General features: G+C 62.7%; 23 protein-coding genes and 1 pseudogene. 6 read left to right on the top strand and 18 right to left on the bottom strand.

Translation table 11 applies throughout. The features are described 5' to 3' along the window. Nucleotides 1–92: 92 nt before the first annotated feature. From ACH49N_RS03100 to ACH49N_RS03075, 6 genes are all read right to left on the bottom strand, one after another. Nucleotides 93–941: an amidohydrolase family protein gene (locus ACH49N_RS03100; RefSeq protein WP_358270124.1), complete on the bottom strand. Its 849-nt coding sequence runs from the start codon at nt 939–941 to the stop codon at nt 93–95. Nucleotides 942–951: 10 nt separating this feature from the next. Continuing rightward, nucleotides 952–1,341 (bottom strand): RidA family protein, encoded by a 390-nt coding sequence (locus tag ACH49N_RS03095; RefSeq protein WP_358270126.1) that lies wholly within the window; start codon nt 1,339–1,341, stop codon nt 952–954. A gap of 33 nt (nt 1,342–1,374) precedes the next feature. After that, the gene (locus ACH49N_RS03090) at nt 1,375–2,535 is read right to left on the bottom strand and encodes an LLM class flavin-dependent oxidoreductase (RefSeq protein WP_358270128.1); all 1,161 of its coding nucleotides are present in this window, start codon (nt 2,533–2,535) and stop codon (nt 1,375–1,377) included. Between the two features lie 209 nt (nt 2,536–2,744). Beyond that, nucleotides 2,745–3,455, bottom strand: coding sequence for an SDR family oxidoreductase (locus tag ACH49N_RS03085; RefSeq protein ID WP_358270130.1), 711 nt, complete (start codon nt 3,453–3,455; stop codon nt 2,745–2,747). Further along, nucleotides 3,452–3,901, bottom strand: coding sequence for a hypothetical protein (locus tag ACH49N_RS03080; protein WP_358270131.1), 450 nt, complete (start codon nt 3,899–3,901; stop codon nt 3,452–3,454). Before ACH49N_RS03080 ends, ACH49N_RS03085 begins: the two co-directional genes overlap by 4 nt. Further along, the gene (locus tag ACH49N_RS03075) at nt 3,901–4,314 is read right to left on the bottom strand and encodes a MaoC/PaaZ C-terminal domain-containing protein (protein ID WP_358270133.1); all 414 of its coding nucleotides are present in this window, start codon (nt 4,312–4,314) and stop codon (nt 3,901–3,903) included. The genes ACH49N_RS03080 and ACH49N_RS03075 overlap by 1 nt, the downstream gene beginning before the upstream one ends. Nucleotides 4,315–4,696: 382 nt before the next feature. Between ACH49N_RS03075 and ACH49N_RS03070 the strand changes: the two genes are divergently transcribed. Beyond that, on the top strand, nt 4,697–5,224 hold the full coding sequence (locus tag ACH49N_RS03070; RefSeq protein WP_358270135.1) for an NAD(P)H-dependent oxidoreductase: 528 nt from the start codon (nt 4,697–4,699) through the stop codon (nt 5,222–5,224). 151 nt (nt 5,225–5,375) lie between these two features. Next, nucleotides 5,376–5,705: a carboxymuconolactone decarboxylase family protein gene (locus tag ACH49N_RS03065; RefSeq protein ID WP_358270136.1), complete on the top strand. Its 330-nt coding sequence runs from the start codon at nt 5,376–5,378 to the stop codon at nt 5,703–5,705. A gap of 135 nt (nt 5,706–5,840) precedes the next feature. On the opposite strand, the gene ACH49N_RS03060 is transcribed toward ACH49N_RS03065, so the two are convergent. The 7 genes from ACH49N_RS03060 to ACH49N_RS03030 form a co-directional block, all read right to left on the bottom strand. Then, on the bottom strand, nt 5,841–7,133 hold the full coding sequence (locus ACH49N_RS03060; protein WP_358270138.1) for a bifunctional 3,4-dihydroxy-2-butanone-4-phosphate synthase/GTP cyclohydrolase II: 1,293 nt from the start codon (nt 7,131–7,133) through the stop codon (nt 5,841–5,843). Between the two features lie 87 nt (nt 7,134–7,220). Beyond that, a complete protein-coding gene (locus ACH49N_RS03055) occupies nt 7,221–8,408 on the bottom strand; it encodes an acetyl-CoA C-acyltransferase (RefSeq protein WP_358270140.1) in 1,188 nt (395 codons plus the stop codon). Between the two features lie 46 nt (nt 8,409–8,454). Beyond that, nucleotides 8,455–9,927, bottom strand: a complete 1,473-nt coding sequence (locus tag ACH49N_RS03050) for an aldehyde dehydrogenase family protein (protein WP_358270141.1) — start codon at nt 9,925–9,927, stop codon at nt 8,455–8,457. Between the two features lie 83 nt (nt 9,928–10,010). After that, entirely contained in the window at nt 10,011–11,120 is a 1,110-nt protein-coding gene (locus tag ACH49N_RS03045) for an LLM class flavin-dependent oxidoreductase (RefSeq protein ID WP_358270142.1), read from the bottom strand. Nucleotides 11,121–11,226: 106 nt separating this feature from the next. Then, nucleotides 11,227–12,777 (bottom strand): GMC family oxidoreductase N-terminal domain-containing protein, encoded by a 1,551-nt coding sequence (locus tag ACH49N_RS03040; protein WP_358270144.1) that lies wholly within the window; start codon nt 12,775–12,777, stop codon nt 11,227–11,229. 113 nt (nt 12,778–12,890) lie between these two features. Further along, nucleotides 12,891–14,324 (bottom strand): aldehyde dehydrogenase family protein, encoded by a 1,434-nt coding sequence (locus ACH49N_RS03035; RefSeq protein ID WP_397504383.1) that lies wholly within the window; start codon nt 14,322–14,324, stop codon nt 12,891–12,893. An 89-nt stretch (nt 14,325–14,413) separates the two neighbouring features. After that, a complete protein-coding gene (locus ACH49N_RS03030) occupies nt 14,414–15,508 on the bottom strand; it encodes an LLM class flavin-dependent oxidoreductase (protein WP_358270148.1) in 1,095 nt (364 codons plus the stop codon). 340 nt (nt 15,509–15,848) lie between these two features. Between ACH49N_RS03030 and ACH49N_RS03025 the strand changes: the two genes are divergently transcribed. After that, a complete protein-coding gene (locus tag ACH49N_RS03025) occupies nt 15,849–17,810 on the top strand; it encodes an NAD(P)/FAD-dependent oxidoreductase (protein ID WP_358270150.1) in 1,962 nt (653 codons plus the stop codon). A gap of 262 nt (nt 17,811–18,072) precedes the next feature. On the opposite strand, the gene ACH49N_RS03020 is transcribed toward ACH49N_RS03025, so the two are convergent. The 4 genes from ACH49N_RS03020 to ACH49N_RS03005 form a co-directional block, all read right to left on the bottom strand. After that, on the bottom strand, nt 18,073–18,468 hold the full coding sequence (locus ACH49N_RS03020) for a RidA family protein (protein ID WP_358270152.1): 396 nt from the start codon (nt 18,466–18,468) through the stop codon (nt 18,073–18,075). A gap of 103 nt (nt 18,469–18,571) precedes the next feature. Beyond that, nucleotides 18,572–19,420, bottom strand: a complete 849-nt coding sequence (locus ACH49N_RS03015; protein ID WP_358270154.1) for an amidohydrolase family protein — start codon at nt 19,418–19,420, stop codon at nt 18,572–18,574. 5 nt (nt 19,421–19,425) lie between these two features. Next, complete coding sequence (locus ACH49N_RS03010) at nt 19,426–19,821, bottom strand: RidA family protein (RefSeq protein ID WP_358270156.1); 396 nt, start codon at nt 19,819–19,821, stop codon at nt 19,426–19,428. A 28-nt stretch (nt 19,822–19,849) separates the two neighbouring features. Next, nucleotides 19,850–21,022, bottom strand: a complete 1,173-nt coding sequence (locus ACH49N_RS03005; protein ID WP_358270157.1) for an LLM class flavin-dependent oxidoreductase — start codon at nt 21,020–21,022, stop codon at nt 19,850–19,852. A gap of 585 nt (nt 21,023–21,607) precedes the next feature. Here ACH49N_RS03005 and ACH49N_RS03000 point away from each other — a divergent pair. The 3 genes from ACH49N_RS03000 to ACH49N_RS02990 all read left to right on the top strand — a co-directional run bounded on the left by ACH49N_RS03000 (nt 21,608) and on the right by ACH49N_RS02990 (nt 22,686). Beyond that, nucleotides 21,608–21,871 carry an acyl-CoA dehydrogenase family protein gene (locus tag ACH49N_RS03000; RefSeq protein WP_358270159.1) on the top strand — a complete coding sequence of 88 codons (264 nt, stop codon included), beginning with the start codon at nt 21,608–21,610 and terminating at the stop codon, nt 21,869–21,871. 169 nt (nt 21,872–22,040) lie between these two features. Beyond that, the gene (locus ACH49N_RS02995) at nt 22,041–22,301 is read left to right on the top strand and encodes a hypothetical protein (protein ID WP_358270161.1); all 261 of its coding nucleotides are present in this window, start codon (nt 22,041–22,043) and stop codon (nt 22,299–22,301) included. 109 nt (nt 22,302–22,410) lie between these two features. Then, on the top strand, nt 22,411–22,686 hold the full coding sequence (locus ACH49N_RS02990) for a hypothetical protein (RefSeq protein WP_358270163.1): 276 nt from the start codon (nt 22,411–22,413) through the stop codon (nt 22,684–22,686). A 37-nt stretch (nt 22,687–22,723) separates the two neighbouring features. Here ACH49N_RS02990 and ACH49N_RS02985 read toward each other — a convergent pair. After that, nucleotides 22,724–25,987, bottom strand: a pseudogene (locus ACH49N_RS02985) (protein kinase). Between the last annotated feature and the right edge of the window lie 13 nt (nt 25,988–26,000).

Below are 26,000 nucleotides of genomic sequence, written 5' to 3'. Positions count from 1 at the left end.
GCCAACGGATTCGCTTTGTGCTGTATTCCAACAAATCTCAGCGATTGGTCGAACTACTCAAAGCTCTACCTTCGCCAGCTGGCTGGGTGAGGTCACTTCTGCAGGATCATGTCGAACGGGCGGTTGAAGAGAATGTCTTCGACAACCTCGCGGTCGATCGGTAAGGGCATTTCCAGCTCGCTGATTGACAGGAAGTCCTCAGCGGACTGCTTGGGATCGAAGGAGGGGAAATCCGATCCGAACACAAGCCGGTCGGTCACGTGGCCCTCGACCGCCAGACGCAAACCGTTGTACATTTGCCAGGGTTTGACGGGGAGGGTGGAAACGTCGGCAAAGACGTTGGGATTCTTCATCATCAGCTCGACACACTCGTTCATCCACGGCTTGCCGAAATGCGCGAGGAGCATATTTGTATCGCGGAACTCGCGGGCGATGCGGTCAAGCATCGCCGGATAGGCGTACTCGAGGCAACCATCAGGGGCGAAGACGCTGGCTTGGTGAAACATCAGGAAGATTCCGAGGTCGGCGGCGGCCCGGTACACCTCGTAAGCCTCGTCGCAATGTGGGTGGAAACCTTGGTACGGGGGCGAGAGTTTCACTCCGCTCAATCCCCACTCCTTGACGTCCCGGCGCAACTGATCGGCCGCGCCGGGACGCGTCGGATCGACACTACCCACTCCAATCGCCCTGTCCCGATTGGCCTCGAGGTACCCGCCGATGTACTCGTTGGGGACGTCCATCCCCATCCTGTCGATTTGCAGACCCAGCACCAAGAATCTATCGACACCGCTCGCATTCATAACGCGAGTGTGCTCGGCCAGATCGGCCTCGCCGAATGCCGGCTTACCGACGAGCTCGATGCCACGTTGAGTCCAGACCGGGCCGCAATGACAGGGCTCGAAGACGTGGGTGTGCCAATCGTTGAACGTGCGAGTGAGCATTGCGCGATTCCTATGCCTGCCGGCGACGGGCGATCGTATCGATCTCGACTCGGCAGTCGCCGGCTATACCCACCACGACGGTGGTGCGGGCCGGGTACGGGCCCTCCCCGAACTCGTCGGTGTAGGCCTGCCAGAACTCCTTCCGATACGAATCGTCCGAAAGGTAGCAGGTCGTCTTCACGACGTCCTCGAGAGTGCAGCCAGCCTCTGCCAGGATCACCTTGATCTCCTGTAGCGCGATTTTGGTCTCGTTGGCGATGGTGTCCGCCTCGGCCTTGCGCTGCAGGGTGTCGAGGTCGAGGGCCATGCCACCGGCGAACACGAAGTCGCGGGTGGCGACTCCGGGGTTCATGCCGAACTTCGGGTAGAGGCCGTCATTGGGATTGATGTACTGCGTCATGTTGATTCCTACTCTCTGTTTCTTGATCCGGGGTCAGTCGTTGCCCATGGCCCGCAGGACCGGGGCAATGTGCTCGGCGAAGAGCTTCATCGATGAATCGACGGCGTCGTGGTCGACTCCGGGAGTGCCCATTTGGAGTAACCAGTTCTGGATGCCGTGCGACTTCGTCATGCGGACCATCCGCTCACGCACCGACTCCACCGAGCCGATGAACAGGTGATCGCGGTCCATCAGGAATTGCCAGGGATCCTCGATGTTCGCGAACTGCGGATCGTTGGGATCCTCGTGCGCGTCCAGGAAGACGCCGAGCCCGCGAACCCGGCACAGGAACGTGAAAAAGTCGGTGACGCCCTTCTCGCAGATGCGGCGCGCCTCCTCGTCGGTTTCTGCCACGTAAGCCAAGCGCAAGACAGCCACGTCGGCGCCGTACTTCGGCTTGACACCGTCAGCCTTCTCGCGCTCGTTCTGGTACAGCTCGAGCAGGTTGTGCAGAACCTGACCGGTCGGGTACCACGTGATCGGCGTCGTGCCGCGGTGGGCGGCGCGCGTGAACCCCTCGACCGACTCGGTGACTGCGAACAGTGGAGGCATTGGCTGCTGGAATGGCCGCGGGGTGATCCCGAAGGTTTGGAGGTAGCCGTCCTCGCCGACCCAGCCCTCAGGCGTCTTGGCACCGGGCGCGGCGATGAACTTCGTGCCCGGCTCGGGGAAGGTGTAGCGCTTGCCGACGTGACTGAACTGGTCCTCGGTCCAGAGCCGGGTGACGATTTCGTAATTCTCGTCGAAGATCTCGTAGCTGCTGTCCGAGCCGTCCCATCGACTGGCGGCTGCGTTCAGGTTCATGACCTCGATCGGCAGGATGCCTCGACCGAAGGCGACGTCCAGCCGACCGCTGGAGTAGTGGTCCAGCAAGGCGATGTCCTCGGCCACGCGGATGGGATGCCATAGGGTCAGCGAGACCGCCGCCATACCGAACCGAATGTTGCTAGTCCTGGCAGCCAGATCTGTGGCCATCATCAATGGGTTCGGCAGGGCATCGGTACCGTCGGTGTCGAAGTGATGCTCACCGAACCAAATGCGGTCGTAACCGAGTTTGTCAGCCAGAATTGCGTGGCGGCGAGTGACTTCCATGACCTCATGCCAGCTTTTGTCTCCCGCCCGGTTCGTCAGGGCATGCAGAATATCGAGTTTCATCGTCACTCCAGGATTTTCAATCGCGACGTTCGGTCGCGGTACCGACTAGTTGGTATTGCAAAGTGCTTCGCTTTTCAGCGTCACATCTGTACGGAGATGGGCCACCCCACCGAGTGGGCGCCTCGCGACATGCGACTACCCTGCGTACGACCCTGCGTACGACCCTGCGTGCGACGCGGCGTGCGACCTCGTGGCCCCGCCACCGCATTTCACGCGTAGGAGCGGCCACCACAGCAGTAAACGACCTGGCCGGTGATATACCCAGACCGGTCCGACGCCAGCCACGCAGCCGCCTCGGCGATGTCGTCGGGCTGACCAGCGCGGTCCATCGGTACTGCCGAAATGATCTTCTCACGGACCGACTCCGGCATGGCATCGGTCATCACCGTCGAAATGAATCCCGGTCCTACCACGTTCATCCGCAGACGCGGCGCGTGCCGCAGCGCCAGCGCACGCGTCAAACCGATGACGCCGCCCTTGGAGACCGCATAGTTGAACTGCCCGAAGTTGCCCAGTTGGGCCCGGGAACTCACATTGATCACCGCACCGCCGTCGACGATCTCGTCAGCCAACTCAGTGATCAGACCGTACATCGAACCCAGGTTGACCCGCGTCACAAGCCGAAAGTCCACTTCCGCCATGTTTTTGATCTGTGCGTCGCGAGTGATTCCGGCATTGTTCACCAGCACCGCGAGGCGACCGGCCTCCTTTTGGGCGGCGCGAACCGAGGAGGCCACGTCGGCGCGCCCCTCGGAGGAGGCGATATCTGCTTGTAGCCCAATGCCGCCCAGTTCCTCGGCTGCCTCGGTGACAGAGGGATCCAGATCGACCAACACAGGGTGGTGGCCGTCCTCGGCGAGGCGGCTGGCGATCCGAAACCCGATTCCACGGGCAGCGCCAGTAACGATTGCAATGGTCATGGCAGTGCAGCTCCTAGGTGCTCGTCGCCGAGGACGAACGGCTGTCCGTTCGAACCCCTCGTAGCAAGCAGCGCGTCCACCGCGAGGGCCACGGATTCCGGCGATGTGCATGCTTCCGCGGCAACAATCGAGGCGTATCCCGAATACTTCTTGCGCTCGAAGGCGACACCGCGCGCGCCGGCGAGAAGTCCGTCTGCGACCGCGGCGTCCAGCGGCTCACCACGGCCGAGCAGATTTGCCGTCGTTACCACGTACACCACCGGGCCGTTGGCCACCACGGCCTCTTTGGTCAGCGTGAAGGCCTCGGCCAGCTCGTCCTCGGTTGCTTGCCAGTCGGCGAAGCCCTCTCGAACGACGAAGACCAGCCCGTTCTGGGGTTCGTCCTCATCTGGCAACGCCCGCGCCAGCGCCTGCTTCAATGCCTGATCTGCGCACCGAATCCTCATCAAGCCACCTTCCGCTTCATGAGCGTGACCATCTCGCCGGCCTGAACTACGTTGCCGCGCTGAGTACGCACCTCAACCGCCTGCACCATGACGCCGCGGTCGGGCTTCGAGGTTTCCCGCAGTTCGACTATCTCGTTGCGCACGCGGATCGTGTCGCCGATCTTCACCGGCTCGAGCAGACGCCAGGAGCGTATCTCAGCAAAGGCAATCAACGTGTCGTCAAAGATTCCCAAGCGGCCGCGCAGCCCTGTCACCATCGACAAGATCAAAGCCCCGTGCGCGATGCGCCCGCCGAACGCGTTGTTCGACATCGCCTCCGCGTCGGTGTGCAACTCGTGAAAATCGCCCGAGACCCCACAGAAGTTCACGACATCCGCCTCGGTGACCGTCCGCCCTGCCGTTTCGAAGGTCATCCCGATCTCTGCGTCGTCGAACCATAGTCCAACCATCTGCGATCCTCTCGTTGCGTCACTGACATGAGTCACATTAATACCAGTCGGACTGTCCGGCAAGACCTAATTTGGGCATGTTTTACCAGGTCAGCGTAGTGTTGCATACTACTTGGTATCTTGATACGGTTCGTCGATACGGACGTGTGGACATTCATGTCTACGGCGCGAAAGGACTTGATCGATGGACAAAGCGCGACTCGTTCCCGCCGCCGTATCCGAGTTCGATGGCCTTCGCAGCGAGGGTTCGGAAGTTCATTGCGGAAGAGTTCACGAGCGGAGCGGTCAACCCGAGCGAAGGCCACCTCGTTGAAGTGGTGGTGGAGGCGAGAACAAGGAGGAAATCATGAAGCATCGCAATCCCGTCGTCGGCGTTCTCATCGGCAATCCACGACTGGCGTCGCGCACCGCGAGCGTCGCAATGGAAGTCGCTCGCCGCGTCGCCGCCGCAGTCGACGGCTGTGTCGGACCTGTCGTGGATCTGGCCGAACACGGGCGGGCCCTTCTAGATCCTGATGCGGCCGATGTGGAGCGGGATATAGACGTGCTCAGCAACACTGACGTGCTGATCATGACCTCACCGACCTACAAGGCAACGTACACCGGCATTCTCAAGGTGTTCGTCGATCGGCTTTCTTCGGAGACGCTCAGCGGCGTGGTCGCGGTTCCTGTCATGGTGGGCGGCGCACCACATCATGCTATGGCAGGCGAGGTCCACCTTCGTCCCCTCTTGGTCGAGCTCGGCGCCGTCGTGCCTACTCGGAGCCTCTATGTGGTGGACTCCGAACTCGACAGACTCGACGACACAGTGAGCGGCTGGCTCCAGCGCGAAGAGAGCTCTCTGAGAACGTCTTTGCTGCTCGATCCCAGGTGACGCAGGCATCATCGGCGCCGTATCTGCCGCCGACCGATTGCGCCGTCACGATTCGCAACCCTCCGGCAAAAGATGCTCCCACCCGTGGGATGCCGACGTGCCGGCGTGGTGATGCACCGATCCCAGACCCTGAGAACTCGAAGGAAAGATCATGTTCGCTGTTCCCGGCGCCGCAAGGAAAATGTTCGGCTCGTTCGCGCCGAAACTGGTACAGCTCACCGACGAAACACTTTTCGGTGACATCTGGAACCGTCCGGAGTTGACCCGGCGGGACCGAAGCCTGATTACGGTCGCGGCGCTGATCGCGCTCAACCGTCCCGATCAACTGCAGTTCCATCTGCGCACGGCGATGGAGCACGGCATCACGAGCGAAGAACTTGTGGAGGTTGTTACTCATCTGGCGTTCTATGCTGGGTGGCCCAGCGCGATGACGGCCGCTGAAATCCTTCGCACGAGCGTCGACGAAGAACCGCCTTCTTAGTAACTGATTGCCGCAGTACACCTTTTCTGTGTGCACAACAGAAACCCCGTACGGGATCCTCGTGTCTCGATCGGCCGACGCCGTGGTATGCCGGACCCCTACCCAGTTTTCGTGGATTCGGTTCAGGGAAGCACCCTAGCTGAACCAGGCCGGCCTGATCGATTCGTCCGATTCGTTCAGGTTCTCGATGCTGGCCAATGAACGTCGAGCATCTACATGGGGCAGCGCGTGCCCCATCCGGTCGCGCTTGGTACGCAGATAGCCGATGTTGTGACCATTCGGCGGGATGTACAGCGGGATGCGGCTTGCCACGTTCACTCCCCCGTCTTTCAGGCCCTCCACCTTGGCCGGATTGTTCGTCAGGGCGAGCACTGACGTCACTCCCAGGTCGCGCAGGATCTGCGCGGCGATGTTGTAGTCACGGGAATCAACCGGAAGCCCGAGGTCGAGATTGGCGTCGACGGTGTCCCGACCGCTGTCCTGCAATCCGTAAGCCGACAACTTGGCGCCGAGGCCGATGCCGCGGCCTTCGTGTCCTCGGAGGTAGACCACCACTCCCCGCCCTTCGCGGGTGATTCGGCGCAGCGACTCCTCGAGCTGGGGGCCGCAGTCGCACCGCCGAGATCCGAACACATCGCCGGTGAGGCATTCCGAGTGCACACGAGTAAGCACCGGCTCATCAGTGGTGATGTCGCCGGCCACCAGAGTTACGTGCTCGACCCCATCGATGCTGGACCGGTAAGCGAAGGCAGTGTACTCACCCTGCGATGTGGGCATTCGAGTGACAGCGCCCCGCTGGACCAATGACTCATGCCCTTCCCGCCACCGCGCGAGATCATCGATCGAGATCATGGCCAATCCGTGCTCATCGGCGAATGTCCGCAGCTCCGGCGCGCGCTTCATGGTGCCGTCGTCGTTGACCACCTCGACCAGCACGCCTACCGGAGCCAGGCCGGCGGCCCGCGCCAGATCGACGCCGGCCTCGGTGTGTCCGCGCCGGGCCAGGACGCCGCCCTCGCGATAGCGCAGCGGAAAGACGTGTCCGGGACGGGTCAGCTGATGAGGTTGTGTGCTGGGGTTGGCAAGGAGACGAGCCGTGTGTGCGCGGTCGGCCGCGGAGATGCCGGTACTCACGCCCGTGGCAGCGTCCACCGATACAGCGAAGGCGGTGCCCTTCGGGTCCTGATTGTTCGATGTCATGGGGCCGATATCCAGAGTGTCCAGCAGGGTACCGGGCATCGGCACGCAGATGACACCGCTGGAGTAGCGGATCGTGAACGCCATGAGCTCAGGCGTTGCCTTTTCCGCGGCGAAGATGATGTCTCCCTCGTTTTCGCGGTTCTCATCGTCGACGACCACTACCGGTCGACCCGCCGCGATATCGGCGATGGCACGATCGACGTCGTCCAAGTGGATCTTCTCGCTCATCTTGGCCTCCTGGGTGAGCTGTGCAGAGGAATGTGAATAACCGGATTTCGGCCGGACGGACCAGTGCGTTGTCGATCAGCGGCTGGCTCAGGATCCCAGCCGCTCGAGAATCAGCGCGTTCGCTTGACCACCGGCCTCACACACGGTCTGCAGGCCCAACCGCCCGCCGCTGTCTTCGAGGGCGTGCAGCATCGTTGTGAACAAGCGGGCGCCGGTGGCACCCAGCGGATGTCCCAGCGCAATTGCTCCACCGCGCGGGTTGAGCCGGTCCGGATCGGCTCCTACCTCGGCGGCCCACGCCAGCGGCACCGGAGCGAACGCCTCGTTCACCTCGAAGTGATCGATCTCGCCGATGCTCAGCCCCGTCCGCGCCAGCACCTTACGGGTGGCCGGGATGGGTGCGGTGAGCATCAGCACCGGGTCGTCGCCGCAGACCGACATGCCGCGGACGCGGCCGCGCAGACGCAGCCCCAGCTTCTTTGCCATCTCCTCGCTCGCGATGAGCACTGCGGAGGCGCCGTCGGTCAATTGCGAGGATGACGCGGAGGATACCCGCCATTCGATCTCCGGGAACCGGCTCGCATACTCGTCCGTGCGAAAGACGTTCGGCAGCGCACCGATTCGTTCCACGCTGGTACCGCTGCGGATGGTCTCGTCACGATCGAAGACACCGCCGTCCGGGGTGGCGATCGGAACAATCTCACGCTGAAAGGCGCCGGCTGCGGCAGCATCCCCCGCAAGCTTGTGTGAACGCACTGCGAACTCGTCCAGCGCGGCGCGATCCAGGCCCCACTTGTCTGCAATCAGCTCGGCAGCCACGCCTTGGGGGATCAGCCCCGGCGCATAACGGTCGGCCACGGCCTGGCCAAAGATGTCCGCACCTTGGCGGTTTGACCCCATCGGGACCCGGCTCATGGATTCCACACCGGCGGCGATCACCAGGTCGTACTGCCCGGACATCACCCCTTGGACCGCAAAGTGGATGGCCTGCTGGCCGGAGCCACACTTACGCTCCACGGTCACCGATGGGACGTGCTCAGGGAATCCTGCTGCCAGCCAAGCCATGCGACCGACCGTGTTGGACTGCTCCGAGGATTGTGAGACGCACCCGACGATGACGTCGTCCACCGTTCCTGGGTCGACGCCGGACCGCGCAATCAGCCCCGCGACGACCTGCGCAAGCAGGTCGACCGGGTGCACGCCGGCGAGGGCGCCGTCTTTACGGGCACGCCCCATGGGCGACCGAACTGCCTCGACGACAACCGCTGAGTTCATGAACTTCACATTTCCTTTCGACCGTGGACGGAAGCAGTCGGACCGCTTACCAGCGCGTCACGACTAGTTTCTGATCTGTGAAGAAGTCCAGCGGGGCAGCGCCGCAGACGTGCGAGTCTCCGTAGAACGAGGTTCCGTAGCCGCCCATCGTCACGTTTGCCGGGGGGGCAGGGAAGGCGTTGACCCCGACATTGCCTGAACGCACGCCGCGCTCGTAGGCTGCCGCATTGGCGCCGGACGTGGTAAAGATCGAGGCGGCGTTTCCGAACTCGGTGTTGTTCGACAGTGCGATGGCCTCGTCCAGAGTGGCGACACGGAGCACTGCCACCACCGGACCGAAAAGTTCCTGGCTTTCCAGCTTGCCTGCCGGCTCCAGGCCGGCGACCAGGGTCGGTCCGATGAAGTATCCGTCCGCCGTCTGCGGGCCGCCCTTCGGCTGTACCTTGCGTCCGTCACGGATGAACTCGGCACCGGCCTCCTCTGCCTGACCCAGCACGCTCAGTATGCGGTCGTAGCTGGCCCTGTTTACGACAGGGCCCATGGTGACCCCCTCGACCGTGCCGTCGCCGGTGACGATCTCGTCGATCGCCGTTGTCAGCTTCGAAAGCAGTGCATCCCAGACGCTGTCCAGAACGATCAACCGAGTGCCGGCGAGGCAACGCTGTCCGGCCATGCCGTAGGCGGACGAGACGATGCCTGCTGTGGCGACATCGAGGTCCGCGTCGTCGGCCACGACGATCGGGTTCTTGGCGCCGCCGTTGGCCTGCACACGCTTACCGGCCGCCGCAGCGGCGGCGTAGATCGCCTTCGCCGTCGGAGATGAGGTAATGCAGGAAACGGCCTTGACCTCAGGGTGCGCGATGAGGTGCTGAACCACATCAGCGCGACCGTGGATCAAATTGAGCACACCGGCCGGCAGGCCTGCCTGCTGCAGGATGCCGATCACGGTGGTCGACGCGATCGGGTCGGCCTCGGACGCCTTGATGATCAGAGTGTTGCCGGTGACCAGGGCCCAACCGGAGAACTGGGTGGTGTTCATCACCGGGAAATTGGACGGGGTCACTGCCAGGCAGACGCCGAGCGACTCACGCACCCGGCGGGCATCGAGGCCGTTCGACACGTTGATCGAGTCCGAGTGGTACAGCATCGGCGCGGCGATGGCCGTGTCCAGGAAGTCCATCGCGCGAGCCACCTCGCCACGTGCCTCGGCCAGCGTCTTGCCGTGGTCTGCAGTGATCGCCGCGGCGATCACCTCGACGTTGCGCTCCAACTGGAAACGCATCTTGCGCAGGTACTCAACGCGATGAGTGAGCGACAGTCCACTCCACGCGGGATAGGCGCTGGCGGCAGCGGTGACAGCGGCGTCCGCATCGTCGATGCTCGCCGGCTGCAGATTCTGCAGCAGCTTGCCGCTGGCCGGGTTGAACACTTCGATGGGATCACTGCCCGAGCCGGTGACGAATTTACCGTTGATGATGTTGGCAGCCGCTGTGCCGAGTGTGAACTCTGTGGTTGTCATTGTGACTTCCTCGTATCTTCTTGTGTCTGTCTTGAATTGAAGGGATTCCCCCTGGCCGGCGAGACGGCCCGGTAGCCTGCCGACTACACGCTCACAGGCGCGCCGTGGAGTACGCCAAGATCTCCGCCCACGTTGTGAGCCTCGAGCCGCGGCAGCACCTCGTTGGCGATCAGGTCGAAATTGCGGGCCGCCGCGTGCGGGAGCATGCCGCCGAACGAGGGGGCCAGCAGTACGCCTCCGGCGTCGAGGCGCTCGACGTACTCGAGTATGCGGTCCACCACCTGATCCGGGGTACCCCACACCTGCAGATCGGCCAGGAAGTCGCAGAAACCGTCGAGTCCGTGCTTTTCGATGTTCCGTGCCAGACCGGCGTAGTACTCGTAACCCTCTATCTGCGCGAAACCCACGTTGTCGAATTCATAATGCTCGACGGTCGACTCTGCATAGCGACGCAGGTAGACATCGCGCATGTGCTGGGCTTCCGCCTCCGTCTCGCCGACCCCGGTGAAGATGCACAGCACCGGCTTCGGCGCCTCCTCGCCGTTGACATTGCGATAGTGATCGCGGTACTCCCGCATGTCCTGCTCGGCTTTATCCCAGGGCTTCTGCGCGATCACCATCAAGCCCACCCCCAAACCTGCCATCAAGTCGATGGACTGCGGTGACACCGCCGAGGCGAAGGTGCGTCCGCGATAGCTGGCGTAGGGCTCGGGACGAATGTTCATCGCCGGCTGTCGGTACAACTCCCCATCGTGCTCCATCACACCCGATTCCAAACCCGTCAGGATGGCCTCGGAGTACTCGGAGAAGAGCTTGCGCGACTGACCCATGTCCAATCGGAATCCGTCGAACTCGACACGTCCGAGCCCGCGCCCGATGCCGAGGATGCCACGGCCCTCAGAGAGGTGATCGAGCAACACGAAATTTTCGGCGGTCCGGACCGGATCCTGCCAGGGCAGCACCTGCACCATGGTGCCTAATCGAATCTCCGTGGTCTTGCCCGCCAGCCAGGACAGGAACTGAGGCACGTCGGGGGTCATCCCGTACGAGGTGAAATGGTGCTCCGGCGTCCACACCGAGTCGAAACCGACTGACTCCGCACGCAACGCGAGGTCCGCCTCGGCACGGAATGCGTCACGATCTGAGATCTGACGATCCAGGTTCTGAAACACGAGCGTCAAGCCTGTGTGCATGTGGTCTCCTTGCAACCTCGGTACCGACTAGTCGGTACGCACATAATCATACAGATTCCACTGCACCGATACCAGTGCCTGTGGCTCTTGATCCTCTACTCCGACTTCACGAAACATTCTCCGCCGCAACGGTGCAGTCCCTGTCGAGCAGCAATGCCGCAGCCTTCTCGGCAATCATGACAGTCGCCGCATTCGTGTTGCAGGACACTATCGACGGCATCACCGACGCATCCGCCACCCTCAGCTTCTCGACTCCCCGCACCCGCAGGCTCGGATCCACAACTGCGTCGTCATCAGAACCCATCCGGCAGGTTCCCGACAGATGGAAGAAACTACTGACGCCGTCGGCAATCGCCCGCTCGAGGTCCCGGCGATCAAGTTTCAACAGATCCGTGTGGTCACAACGTCCACCCCACTCGTCGAACGCACCCGTGTCGGCGAGCTTGGCGACTACCTCGACACCCGTGATGAGCGCATCGACGTCCGCCTTCTCGGTCAGATAGGCCGGATCTATCAGTGGGGCGGCCGCCGGATCGGCCGAGGCCAGTCGAATCGTGCCGCGTGAGGCGGGGCGCATGTGCCCGATGCCCATGGTGAACGCCGCACCCGCCGGATCCTGAACCGACGTGTGATAGTCGACTTGGATATTGCAGATCTGGAGGTCGGGGCGGCCGGGCGAGCCGTCCAGCGTGGTGAACAGCGTTGCCTCGGCGAAGTTTCCGCTCGGCGGCGGCAACTCCTTGTCCACACGTACACGCACCCCGGCCAGCAAAACGTGGTCCTGCAGATTCTTGCCCACCTCTGTCGAATCCACAACAGGGCTCACCCCGAGTGGTGTCAACTCATCGGCAGGACCGATGCCCGAAGCGAGCAGCAGTCGGGTAGTGCCCACCGCACCGGCGCAAAGCACAGTCTCCACATTCGCAGAGACACTCTCACTTCGGTCGTCCGCCACATAATTCACACCCTGGCACCGTCCGCCAATGATCAGCAGGCCGGTCACAGTGGCCCGGGTGACGATCGTCAGGTTGGGACGATCGGCGGCTGGGCGCAGGTAAGCGCTCGCTGCGCTCTGCCGCTGGTGATCCGCGCTGATCAACAGGTCGTGGCACGCGGCTCCACGCAGTTCACCGTCATTGAGCTCGGCGGCGATCACGTAACCGGCGCGTCGCGCCGCTTCTACATGAGCCAGTGACAGCGGGTGCGGATCGGCGATCGCCGCCGGCTCCAGCGGTCCTCCCCGCCCCCGCACCGACGGGTCACCGCTTGGCACGTCCTCGGACTTCATGTGGAACGGCAGAACGTCCTCGTACGACCATCCGTCGGCGCCACGGGCGGCCCAGTCGTCGTAGTCGAGTCGGTGGCCGCGCAGATGCGCCATTACGTTGATCGATCCCGACCCGCCGAGCACTCGACCACGCGGAACTGGTACCGCTCGCCCCAATTTCTGCTGCGGCACAGTCTGGAACGCCCAGTCGAGATCGGACCCGAGCGTCGCGGGCCACATCTCCGGGGTCTGCACCTCCGGGCGACGCTCATCGCCACCCGCCTCGAGGAGCAGAACAGAGACACTCGGCTCCTCGCTGAGCCGGGCGGCGACGATGCAACCTGCTGTACCGCCGCCGACCACAACATAGTCAAAAGTGTTCGTTTTCATGTCAGTTCAACTCTCCTGCCGAGGCGGAACGGGTCCACATAGTCGGCGGTCCGGACCTTCGGCAAGGACGCCCGGCCCTACCGGGTACGGGCGCCCCTGCCACATCGCGCCCGTCACGACAGCTCGACCACCACGGTCTTGCTCTCCAGGTACTCGTCCAGACTCTCCTTGCAGGTCTCACGTCCCCAGCCGGACTGCTTCGTTCCGCCGAAGGGCAATGCCGGATCGACGGCCTGGTAACAGTTGACCCACACCTGACCTGACTCGATCCCCGCGGCCATCCGATGTGCGCGACCCAGGTGCTGTGTCCACACGCCGGCGCCGAGGCCGTAGTCACTGTCGTTGGCCAGCTCCAGTACTTCTTCTTCTGTGTCGAACGGAACGATCGAGACGACAGGACCGAAGATCTCTTCACGGGCGATCTTCGAATTGCGCGATACACCGGTCAGTACCGTTGGCTCCACGAAGTATCCTTCCTCGCCCCATGCCTTTCCACCAGCAACGACCTCGACACCCTCCTGACGACCGAGCTCGATGAAGGAGAGGACCTTGTCGCGATGCTCGGCCGATACCAAAGGCCCCATCTCAGTGCCCGTCGCCGACCCATGTCCCAGCCGGATCTCCCGTGCACGTGCGGCCACGCCGTCGACGACCGCCTGGTAGACGGCCCGCTCAACGTACAGACGTGACCCGGCGATGCAGCTCTCGCCCGCGCCTGCGAAGATCGCCAGCGCCGCGGTAGCGATAGCCTTGTCCAAGTTCGCATCTGCGAAGATAATGTGCGGCGACTTGCCGCCGAGCTCGAGCGAGACCCGTTTGAGGTCGTTCGCGGCCGCCTTGATGATGGCCTTGCCTGTCGGTACAGAACCGGTGAAAGTCACCTTGGCGACATCGGGATGATTAGTCAGCGCGACCCCCACAGTCTCGCCCAGGCCGCTCACCACATTGAAGACCCCATCCGGAATACCCGCCTGCTGCACCAGATCAGCAAGAAAGGCCGCCGAAAGTGGGGTCTGCTCGGCCGGTTTCGCCACCATCGTGCAACCCGTGGCCAGTGCCGGAGCCAACTTCTTGACCAGCATCATCAAAGGAATATTCCACGGAGTGATAGCTGCGACGACGCCGAGAGGCTCTCTCAATGTGTAGGCGTGATAAGGGCCACCGAAGTTCCGAGGGAAAGACACGGGGATCGTGTCGCCCGTGATCTTGGTCGGCCAGCCTGCGTAGTAGCGCAGGATCTCGATTGAGAATGCGATGTCGACGTACCGAGCCTCCACGAATGGCATGCCCGCATCGAGGGAATCCAGACGGGCAAGCTCGTCCGCGTGCTCCTCCACCAGATCGGCGAGCCGATTCATCAACCGGCTCCGCTCAGCCGGGCTGCAGGACCTCCATGCGGCGAACGCGGCTTTTGCAGCTGCTACTGCTCGGTCCACGTCCACTTCGCCGGCGGCGGGCACCTGCGCGATCACTGTGCCGGTAGCTGGATCTTCCACATCGAGAGTAGCGCCGGAGACCGCCGCTACACGCTCTCCACCGATCACCATCTGCTCAGCGAGCGCTATTCCCCTGCTCAGATCGTCGGGAATGAGACTTGTAGTCATGTGTTGGCTCCTGGTCTGTGCTCAGCCGGCAGTCAGGCCTGCAGGGCCTGCGCGACTGCCTTCTTGGCGGTGAAGTTCTTCATGAGCGGGAACACCTCGGCTCCCAGACGCTTGATGTCCTCGACATAGTCGGTCAGGACGAGCATGTAGCCGGCGACGTCGATCTCAGCCCACTCATCGAGCTGACGCGCAACACTTTCGGGCGAACCAGTAATGAAATCGGTGGACATCTGGACCGCGCCCTTGCGGTCCATACTGGCCAGGATCTCCGAGGTGCCGCCCTTTGCGGAGTCGGTTACCGCTCCGGTCATCATGTATTCGATTGCTTGATCGTCGGCGTGATCGACGTAGTTCTGCAGCTTGGCTGCCGCCTCTTCGTCGGTGTCTGCGACGACGACGCCGAGGGCAACATACGGACGGATAGTCCGGCCGGCTTCATCCATCTGCGCATTGAACTTGTCCACGACGCCCTTGAGCGCATCCTTGCCGCCCCAGGCGAGCCGGAACGAATAGTCGGCATATTTGGTGGTGAACTTGATCGCGTCGTCGGAAGCGCCCGCACAAACGATGTTGATGTGCCGTTCCGGTTTCGGCCCCATCCGCAGATCCTCGTACTGGAAATGCTCACCCTCGAAATTCGAGACGCCGTTCTCCCACAGGTCGCGGATGACCTGGCAGTACTCGCCGGCGTACTGCCATCGGTAGTTGTTGTACTCGTAGCCCGGCCACACCTTCATGGTCTCGAGCTCACGCGGGTGCCAGCCACCTGGCACGATGTTCAGCGAGAACCGGCCCTCCGAGATCTGGTCGATGGTCATCGCCATGCGTGCGGCGATGGCCGGGTGAACCGCAAGAATGTTGACCGACCCGATCAGGCGCATGTCGGTGGTGTCGCGTGCGAGGGCCGCCATCTGAGTCATCGACTCCAGGGCATCGTCCCAAAATCTCGTGGTGCCACCATGTCCGCGCAGAGCTGACAGCGACAGCGCGAAGGAGAATCCATTCTCTTCGCCCGCTTGAACGATCTCGCGCATGTGGTTGTAGTGCGGCGAGTACTGTGGCGCGGTCTCGGAGATGAGGTAACCATTCCGAGCGCTGGGCATAAATATTCCGAATTCCATGGTCATGCCTCTCTGACGGTCCGGGCGTACTATCTTCCGCACTTCGGACGAACCAAACGGTATGTGAATGCCGAGAAAACTATTTGCGGCCTCCGCCACAGTCAACCCTCGGGCCATGCCGCAGTCAACCCCCAATCCAGACGACCAGCCCCGATCGGGCCTGCCCGAACGTCTCACCCGCTACAACTTTCGACGATGAGGGCATCACGCATGAACATTCTGTTTGGTATGTGGCTTGAGGCGCGCCGCAAAGTATCTACAGTGGTCTTATTGCGGCTGTTCATACCATGCGGTATCGTGCATAACGTTCGCGCCGCTCTAGGCGATTACCTCTCAGGAGAAGCCCATGAATCACCTCACGGGCGACACATGGTCGCCAATCGCCTCCGACGACGAGCTGACGGCCGCCGTCGAGGCCGGGAACATCCCGACGCTGCAGCTCGTACTGACACAGCTGACCGGTGATGCGAGTTGGCTAACCGGTCGGTATGCACCATCTCGAACAATTGCGCTCGACGACAACGACACCGGCGGATTGAGTGACGAAGACCAGTCGACGATCCGAAAGGCGGTCATTGACGCCGTCCGCGCGATCCGCGACGGCGAGGCCACCGTGCCACCGCCGCCTTCCGATGATCGTCTCGTCGAGATGCTCAGCGCATCACTCGGCGAAGAGGTGCCGACCGAGTACGGCAAGCTGATGTCGGAGGAAGGCAACTTTCGACCGCGAGAGGCTCTGGCGTGGAGCGCGTCTCGGCCTGCCGCGGCAGATGACATGCGAATTCTGGTCGTTGGGGCGGGGGCGTCCGGCATTGCCGCTGGCGTGCAGTTACTGCGTCTGGGCATCCCGTTCACCATCGTGGAGCGCGAGTCGGATCTCGGTGGTGTGTGGCGCGACAACGTGTATCCGGGCGCCGGGGTGGATACACCTGCGCATCTTTACTCCTTCTCGTTCGCTCCTCACAACTGGTCCCGCTACTACGCCAAACAGCCCGAGGTGCACTCCTACCTATCCGAAATCGCCGACGAGTACGGCGTCCGCGACCACGTCCGCTTCAACACCACCGTCAAGGAATTGCGGTGGAATTCCGACCTGGATGTCTGGGACGTCGAAGTCGACCATCCGTCCGAGGGCACATCCACGTTCTCTGCCCGTGCGGTATTGACCTGCGTCGGAACCCTGACGGAGCCGTCAGTGCCCGACCTACCCGGATCGGACATCTTCGCGGGCAAGCAGTTCCATTCGGCACGCTGGGATCTATCAGCCGAGTTGGACGGACGGAAAGTAGCCATCATCGGCACGGGTGCCACCGCCATGCAAATCGTTCCGGCAATTGCCGACCGCAGCGAGCACACGACCATTTTCCAACGCACACCGCAGTGGCTGGTGCCGAATGCCAACTACTTACGTGCCGTGTCCGAGGGTGTGAACCTTCTGATGACTCAAGTTCCCTTCTACGCAGCCTTCTACCGCCTGCGCCTGATCTGGCAGTTCCAGGACAAGTTGCTCGCCACCCTCAAGCGCGATCCGTTATGGGAGCACCCAGAGCGTTCTGTGAACGCACAGAACGACAAGCACCGCCGCTTCCTCACGAAAGCGATGCTGGACCAGCTCGGCCAGGACGCCGAGACGATGGCTCACGATGTCATCCCAGCCTATCCGCCCTACAGCAAGCGAATCCTCATGGACAACGAGTGGATCGACACCATTCGCCGCGACGATGTCTCACTGGTTGCCAAGGCGATCACGAGGCTGGACACGCATCACGTGATCGATTCCGACGGTATGGCGCACGAAGCCGACATTGTCGTGTACGCCACCGGCTTCCAAGTCCGCAAGATGCTTGCTTCGCTGAATGTTATCGGTCGCGACGGCTCGACGATCCGTGATGCCTGGGGTGAGGACGACGCGAGCGCCTACGTCGGTGTGACCGTGCCGAACTTCCCCAACTTCTTCGTGATCGGCGGCCCGCAGACCACTCCCGCCCACGGTGGAAGCGCCATCTACATCTCTGAGTGCGCGATCGCCTACGCGCTCGGTGCACTCATAAAGATGATCGAGAACGACATCGCCGCCATCGAGGTCAAGCGGGACGTCTTCGAGGATTACAACAACCGGGTGGATGCCGAGCACGAGACTCTGGTATGGACTCATCCGGGAACCACCAACTGGTACCGGAATGCCCGCGGCCGTGTGATCAGTGCACTCCCCTGGCGCGGTGTGGACTACCGGGCGCTCACTGAAGCTCCGAACCTCGATGACTACATCATCACGCCTGCCCGCGCCGAGTCCCGTCAGTTGGTCTGAGCATCTACTCGACGCCCCCCTTTTTCATCGAACTCGGCCGAAGTGCGGTGCGGGGCCTCATGGCCAGGAGCTGAGCGTTGGCGGTGGACGAGCTCGTCGACCGTACCGCGTCGCTGGACCAGATACACACGCCATGATGTCCATGAAAGGTTGCGGGTCGATCATCGTTGGTTCCTCCTTCTGCGACTGCAACAGAGTTGTATGTCCATGGGCGCCGGTCACCGTCCTGGACACCGGGGTGTCGTCGATCTTCGGTACCGACTCAGCTGGCGTCGGCACGTACCGCCACGGCTTCGATCTGAACTCGCAGGTCCGAGGCGATACCGAGAACAAACGTGGAGCGTGCCGGATATGGTCCCTTTCCGAACGCGTCCTTGTATGCATCGAGGAACTCGAATCGGTACGCTTCGTCTCGCAGGTAACAGGTGGTCTTGACGACGTCTCGGAGCGTAAGGCCTGCGTCCTCCAAGATCCTGGCGACATTCTCGAGGCAGATCCTGGTCTCGTCGGCGATCGATTCGGTGTCCTTGCGCCGCGCCATCGTCTCGGGATCGAGCGCGAGTCCGGCGGCATAGACCAACACGTCGGTCGCGGTACCGGACGACAGTCCCTGCGAGCTGAAATTACCCAGGTCAGGAGGATTCAAGTAGTCGATCATTTCGACCCCTTCTTTCGTTCGTACAGTCGGGTTGCAGTGGTCTCGTGTTGGGTAGGAGGCGTGTGGATCGCTGATGATCACAGCCGCCCGCTGAGTCGGACTGCTAGTTCGGGAGGATCATGTCGAGTGGCCGGTTGTAGAGGATGTCCTCGACCACGTCCTGCGGTATCGGGAGTGGCATGTCGAGTTCCGATACCGCCAGGAACTGGTCGGCGGACTCTTTCGGGCAAAATGACGGGAAATCGGAGCCGAATACCAGACGGTCGGTGACGTGGCCCTCGATGGCGAGCCGTAGCCCGTTGTAGAGCTGCCAGGTCTTCACCGGCAGTGTCGATACGTCTGCGAATACGTTGCGGTTCTTCATCATCAGTTCGACCGTCTCGTTCATCCACGGCTTCCCGAAGTGGGCGACGAGGATATTCGTGCCCCGGAACTCGCGGGCGACCTTGTCGAGAAACATCGGGTACGCATATTCGTTGCACCCGTCGGGTGCGAACACGCTAGCCTGGTGGAACATGAGGAATATGCCGAGATCGGCCGCGGCACGATAGACCTCGTAGGCCTCGTCGCAGTGCGGGTGGAAACCCTGATACGGCGGTGAGAGCTTCACCCCGTGGAGGCCATAATCGCGCACTGCGCGGCGGAGTTCGTCCGCGGCGCCGGGTTGGGTCGGGTCGACGCTGCCGACTCCGATCGCCCGTTCCCGGTTGGCATCGAGGTATTCGCCGACGAAGTTGTTCGGCACCTTCATTCCGATCCGGGCCACGTGCAGGCCCAGGACCAGGAACCGATCGACACCGGATTCCGCCATCACCCGGGTGTGCTCGGCGAGGTCAGCGCGGCCGAAACCCGGCCGACCGACGAGCTCGGTTCCTCGGTCGGTCCATACCGGGCCGAGGTGTTCGGGCAGGTAGATGTGCGTATGCCAGTCGGTGAACGGGCGATCGGGCATCGTGGCTACTCCCGTCCCTTGGCCCTCAATGCGACGACGTCGATCTCGACGCGGCAGTCGCCGGCGATGCCGACTACGAGCGTCGTGCGCGCCGGGTAGGGGCCTTCCCCGAAAACCTCGGTGTACGCGGTCCAGAATTCCTTGCGGTATGAATCGTCGGCCAGATAGCAGGTGGTCTTCACGACGTCCCGGAGCGTGCAGCCGGCGGCTTCGAGGATTACCTGGATTTCCTCAAGCGCGATCTTCGTCTCGTTCGCGATGGTGTCGGCCTCCGGCTTACGCGCCAGCGTCTTCAGATCCAGCGCCATGCCGCCGCAGAACACGTAATCCTTCGTCGCCACACCCGGATTCATTCCGAATCGAGGGTAGGTAAGGTTGCCTGGGTTGAGGTATTCCGTCATGAGCATTCCTTCGGTAGGATCCTGTGGATCAGTTCGCAGCGACAGCCGTGGAATCGAATGTGCGGAGTTCCGGCATGCACTCGCTGGCGAAGAGTGTCAAAGAACTGTCAATGTCCTCGTGCGCGATGCCCGGCACACCCATCTGCAAGAGCCAGTTCTGGATGCCGTGCGACTTTGACATCCGAGTCATCCTCTCGAGCACAGTGTCCGGCGAACCGATGAACAAATGGTCACGATCGAACATCAGCTCCCAGGGGTCCATCTCCAGGTACTTGGGATCGTTCGGGTCCTCGTCGGCGTCGAGGAAGACCCCGATCCCGCGGACCCGGCAGAGGAAGTGGAAGAACTCGACGACGGCCGGCTCGGCGATGCGGCGCGCCTCCTCATCCGTATCGGCCACATACGCCATCCGCAGCACCGCGACATCTTCGCCGAGTGCCGGGGTGACACCGGTGACCTGGGCACGCTCATCGCGGTAGAGCTCACACAGATTGCGGAGGGCCTGACCAGTGGGATACCAGGTGATCGGCTTCATTCCCTTCCGAGCAGCGCGCCGAAAACCCTCTACGGTCTCGGTGACCGCGAATAGCGGCGGCATCGGCTTCTGGAATGGCTGCGGCGTGATTCCGAACGCCTGAAGCGTGCCGTCCTCCCCGACCCAGCCTTCGGGTTCGGGGGCGCCGGGCGAGTGGATAAACCTCGTCCCCGGCTCCGGAAACGTATATCGTGGACCTTTCCAACTGAACTGGTGATCGGTCCACATCCCCTTCACGATCTCCAGGTGCTCGTCGAAGATGCCGTAGCTGTTGTCGCTGCCGTTCCAACGGTTCGCCTCCGGATTGAGGTTCATCACCTCAATCGGCAGAATCCCACGACCGAACGCCACATCGAGACGACCGTCGCTGAATTGGTCCAGGATGGCGAGATCCTCCGCCACCCGCAGCGGATGCCACAGGGTCAGCGACACCGCCGCCATCCCGAACCGGATACGGCTCGTCCGAGCGGCGAGATCCGTCGCCATCATGATCGGATTGGGACTCGCGTCTGTTCCGTCGACATCGAAGTGATGCTCGCCCAGCCAAATACGGTCGTAGCCCAGCTCATCCGCCATCAAAGCATGCCGCCGCGTCGCCTCCAATACCTGGTGCCACGACGACTTGCCCGAACGATTCGTCAATGCATACAGCAGATCCAGTTTCATCTTCACTCCAAGTCTCTGCGGCCGAACACCGCTTTCCAATGAGAAATGCCGTCGTTCCTTCATTTGGTTCCGAGGGTCCAACTCACGCCGCACCACTACGTGACGACCATCACACAAGAATCCACGCAGACCCGCCAGCGGGAAACTACCTATCCACTACCTGGTTACTACGCATCTGGCATGAACGACTTCAGCCACCACTGCGGCCTCCGAGGCATGGCAACGCCGGATTCGTGTCATATTTCGTAACCTGCCGACAGGTGCTGGCCTCGGTGATGTCGAACGGGCACGCGCGAACCCAGTCAGTACCGTCCCATCGGTATGTCAAGCGTTACACACTTTCAAGTCCCGAATATCGATGTGGTACGAAAAATCGCGGTCTAGCATTGCGGATATCACGGCTATTTGCCATAGTTCGTAAATCGAGATGCACGGCTCGGTTATCAAATAACATTCCAACCGGTTTCCAAACGAACCCCAAGCCTACGAACGTCGGCGTTGACGACGGCACTCAGCCACCAGCGAAGGGACTTTTCTGTGAGAGATCCGCGACTGGTTTCGCACATAGCGTCGGACCCATACGGCATGGACGAATATGCGCCGAAGCCAGCGTTTCGTCGACACCTATTTCAACGCTGGGCGTATCCCCACATCGACAGCTGGCTCATCGCCTGCGACGAGGGCTCTCGCGCTCTTGCCGACCGAGGCTGGGTCTGCATGACGATCCCGGCCGAGTACGGTGGCCGCGGCCGCAGCCACCTCGAGCGTATAGCCGTCACCAAGGAACTGTTCGCCGCACGCACAGCCTTCGAGCCGACGCGGACCGCTGAATCAAGGAGCGTCGAATGACATCAACTCTTGCGCACGTAATTACGCCACTGTTCCGCACTCTCGCGCACACTCGTGTACCCGCAAGGGAATTTGCATTCTGGACAGAAATGAGCAGGCCGGCCTCCTTGCCCGAGTCGAGTAGACCGGTCCACGGCTTCGGCGGTCTCAACGACACGAAGGGCGAGCGATGAGTTACGGCCAGGACCTACCCCGCGAAGTCGGCGAGCTCATCACCCTCGCTCGGCAGTGGCTTCCCTACGGCAGAGTCCCTCCAGAACTGATCTTCCAGACGTTCGGAATTACCGAGCAGCAGTTCGTCGACAGACTGTGGGTTGCAGTCCAGGATGCACGCTGCGACACTCACCTCGTCCGCGCCTTTGCGTCCATCTATCCGCCTCGACGGGGTCCCGGTGGCCTACCGACAATGCTGGGTCGCGCAGCGGTCTGAAATGTACAGAAAGCGCCCACACAACGATTGGCGAACAGCACGACGACCCGTCGTAGGCCATTCGCTGAGATCTTCGGCAAGTACCTAGGCGCCTGAACACGGATAACCAATGAGCATGAGAGCAGAACGCATGTCTCCCTGGCAGTCCCGCGACCGGTTCCCGTCCCGCGAGGAATCCGAAGGATGGGCGATGGCCGATCTCGCTTTGCGGTGGTTGCCGTACGGCGGTCCGCCGAGCGACGACACACTCGTCGAGTTCGGTGTGACGCCGACAGTATTCGCTCAGCGCGGCCGCCGGGTGCTCCACTCTCGCGCCGCGCGGATGGTTCTCTCACCTCCCCAACTCAACGGGTTGCACGAGATGGCCGACGCTTTCGAGCGGTAGTCGGACGGCGCTAATTTTTCCCGCTCCCCCGCGCGGTCTAGTCGTGCGTCCGCTCCACGACCCACGCCGCGACCTGTGTCCGGGAGGTGAAACCAAGTTTCGCCAGGATGTGCTCCACATGACCTTGAGCGGTGCGCGGTGATATCACCAGGCGGTCGGCGATGCCTGATTGGTCAGGCCTTCGGCAATCAGATCGGCGACTTGACGTTCCCTCTTGGTCAGTCGCGTCGACGCGTCGGTGGCGGATGTGGAGGTCTCGGCCTGCTGCTCGTGGAGGGCGTAGGCGATGGCCGCGTCGAAACCGAGTTGTTGACCCTTGCGGTGGGCGGCGCTGAATGCCTTGTCCCCGAGTTTCTGCCGGGCCTTCTCTGCATATCTCTCGTGGTAGAGAATCAAATTGGCATGTATGACCGCGGTACTGCCGATCGACTGCGCCAGCCCGTCCGCGGCTCCCATCAACGTTGCAGCCCGGAGTGCATCGCGACGTTCGAAGGTGATCCAGGCCAGTGCCTCGAGGCAGGCTGCAGCGACGCGCGGACTGTGTACCTGCTTGTTCAGTTTCTGTGATTGTTCGATAAGGCTGACCGAACGACTAGCAAAACCTTATTGCCACACGGCAATTCCCAGGGCCCACAGCGAATGTGATCGATACATTATCTCGCCGTGCGCTTCCGTGGTCGCGAGGGCACGTTCGTGGAACTCGATCGCCTGTGCCGTCCGGCCCGACAGTCCATGCGCCAGGCCTAGCGGGTACAGGATGGCTACTTGGAGCAGTCGATCTCCGCGTGTGCTGAACTCGGCGAGGGCGATGTCCAGTTGCGAGCACGCTCGCGCGAGATCACCGCTGTAGAGCGCCAGCATTCCTTCGACGCAGTCGACGTAGGCGCGCAGTAGGGGATCACCGGATCACTCGTGTCGGCGGTGCGAGTCTGAGCCTCTTCGACGAGCGCTGTCGCGGCCTGGAGGTCGCCCTGAGCGAAAGCCATTACGCTGTGGCCATAAAGACCCTTGATCGAATCCAGGGTGGGCGGGCCGCTCTGGCGGACGAGCAGCTGGTCGTACCACCGGCGCCCCGCGTTGTAGAGACCCTGGGAGCTCCAGAACAGGAACAGTGCCGCGGCGATGCGTAGGCCGGCGGTAGGGTCGTCGTCCACGCTGAATTCGAGGGTCTCACGCAGATTGGCGTGTTCCCGTTTCAGCCGGGCGATCCACTCCAATTGGCGGGCACTGATCCACTCCTCCTCCGCGTTCAGCGCCAACGCCTCATACCAGTCCCGGTGCCTGCGCCGCAAAGCGAGGGCCTCACCGGTCTGCTCGAGTTTCTCGTAGCCGTATTCGCGGAGCGTCTCGAGCAGCCGGAGCCGTACCACCGACCCGGATCCCTCCCGGATCAGAATCGACTTCTCCACCAAGGAGGACAGCGTGTCCAGCAACTCGTCGGGGTCGAGACCCTCGCCGCACACGTCCTCCGCCGCATCGAGTTCGAAGCTTCCCGCGAACACCGACACCCTCCCCCACACGAGTTGTTCACGCCCGGTTACAGTTCGAAACTCCAATCTATACACAACCGCTTAGTCTGTTGCCGCGTCGGCGCACCCCGGCTACCGCGGATCAACAGGGTATAGCGGTCGGTGAGCCGCTCGAGTATCTGCTCGGACGACATCGCCCGCAACCGCGCCGCCGCCAACTCGATCGGCAACGGCAACCCGTCGAGCCGGCGACAGATCTCCGCCACCGTCGCTGCGTTCCCCTTCGGTGAGCGCGAAGCCCGGAACCGCGGCAGCGGCGCGTTCGACGAACAACGTCACCGCATCGTATTTCGGCAACCCCCGCTGGGAGTCCCGGCGCCCGGGATCCGGAACGCCTAGCGGAGGAACCCGCAGCACCGCCTCCCCACCGATCCCGAGGGGTTCACGGCTTGTGGCCAGCATCCGCAACCGCGGGCACACACGCAGCAGGTGGGCGGCAAGTTCGGCGACCGCATCCACCACCTGCTCACAATTGTCGAGAACCAACAGCAGTTCCTGTACCGCTAGGTGCTCCAGGAGAACCTCACGCAACGGCCGTGCCAAATGGTCCCGCACCCCGACGGCGGTAGCCACCGCATCGACCAGCGACGACACGTCGCGCAGCTCACCCGACTCGACCAGGCGCACACCGTCGGCGTACTCGCGCTGCACACTCGCCGCGATCCGCATCGCCAGCCGCGTTTTGCCGACCCCCCCGATCCCGGTCAACGTCACCAACCGGGACCCGGCCAGCAGGTTCTTCGCCTCGGTGAGCTCTGTCGACGGCCGACGAAACTCGTCAGCTCCAGAGGGAGACTTCCCGTCGCGCCCAGCGTGGAGGAAGGCTGCGACAAGAGTCCACCGTGCGAGTTCGGTTGCCCCCGCGCATCGGGTTCCACGCGGAGCGCCATCTCGTCGACCGGGAAGCCGTGGTCGCGTTGCAGCCCTCGCAGCTGTTCCCCGAAGTCGGCGGCGGTGGCCGGGCGCGCACCGGGCTCGCGGGACATCGCCCGGGCAATCACGGCGGACACATCCTCGGGGATCCCATGCAAACGCAGATCCGGCACCTCCTGGGTGATGATCCGCAGGAACTGCGCGACCACCTGCTCACCGCTGCGACGCTCGAACGCCGCGTGACCGGTCAACGCACTGAACAACGTGGCGCCGAGCCCGTAGACATCCGCCGCCGGACTCGGCGGATCCCCGCCGAGCACCTCCGGTGCGGTATAGGCCGGCGATCCGGTGACGGCGCCGGTTGCCGTCTCGAAACCCCCGGCGATATGTGCAATACCGAAATCGGCCAACTCGGGCTCGCCGTACTCGGAGAGCAGAATGTTCCCGGGTTTGACGTCCCGATGCAGGATGCCGAGCCGGTGCGCCGACTCCACCGCTCCGGCCATCTTCACCCCCACCCGCAGTGCATGGTCCAGCGGCAGCGGGCCGCCCGTTCGGAGCCGGGCCTCGAGCGAATCCTGCGGGTGATATGGCATCACGATGTAGGGAAGGCCACTGTCGGTGGCGCCGACCTGCAGAACGTTGAGAATGTTCGGGTGCCCGGTCAGCCGTCCCATCGCCCGCTGCTCCCGGAAGAAACGGGAGCGGTTCTCGTCGTCGAGTTCGACGGTGAGCACCTTCACCGCCACCGTGCGATCCAGCTCCGCCTGGGTGCAGCGGTAGACCACACCGAAACCGCCGCGGCCGATCTCCTGGACATCGCCGAAAACAGCTCCACCGAGTTCGGCGGCCGGGGGCGGCGGGTACCGCTGAGTGTCGAGCGGCTCACCTTCACCCATCGGAGGGTCTACT

Origin of the sequence: Rhodococcus sp. NPDC019647 (assembly GCF_044389235.1) — a bacterium.
Classification (GTDB): domain Bacteria; phylum Actinomycetota; class Actinomycetes; order Mycobacteriales; family Mycobacteriaceae; genus Rhodococcus_F; species Rhodococcus_F oxybenzonivorans.
The sequence above is the reverse complement of the archived record's forward strand: the minus strand, read 5'-3'. Positions and strand labels throughout refer to the sequence as shown.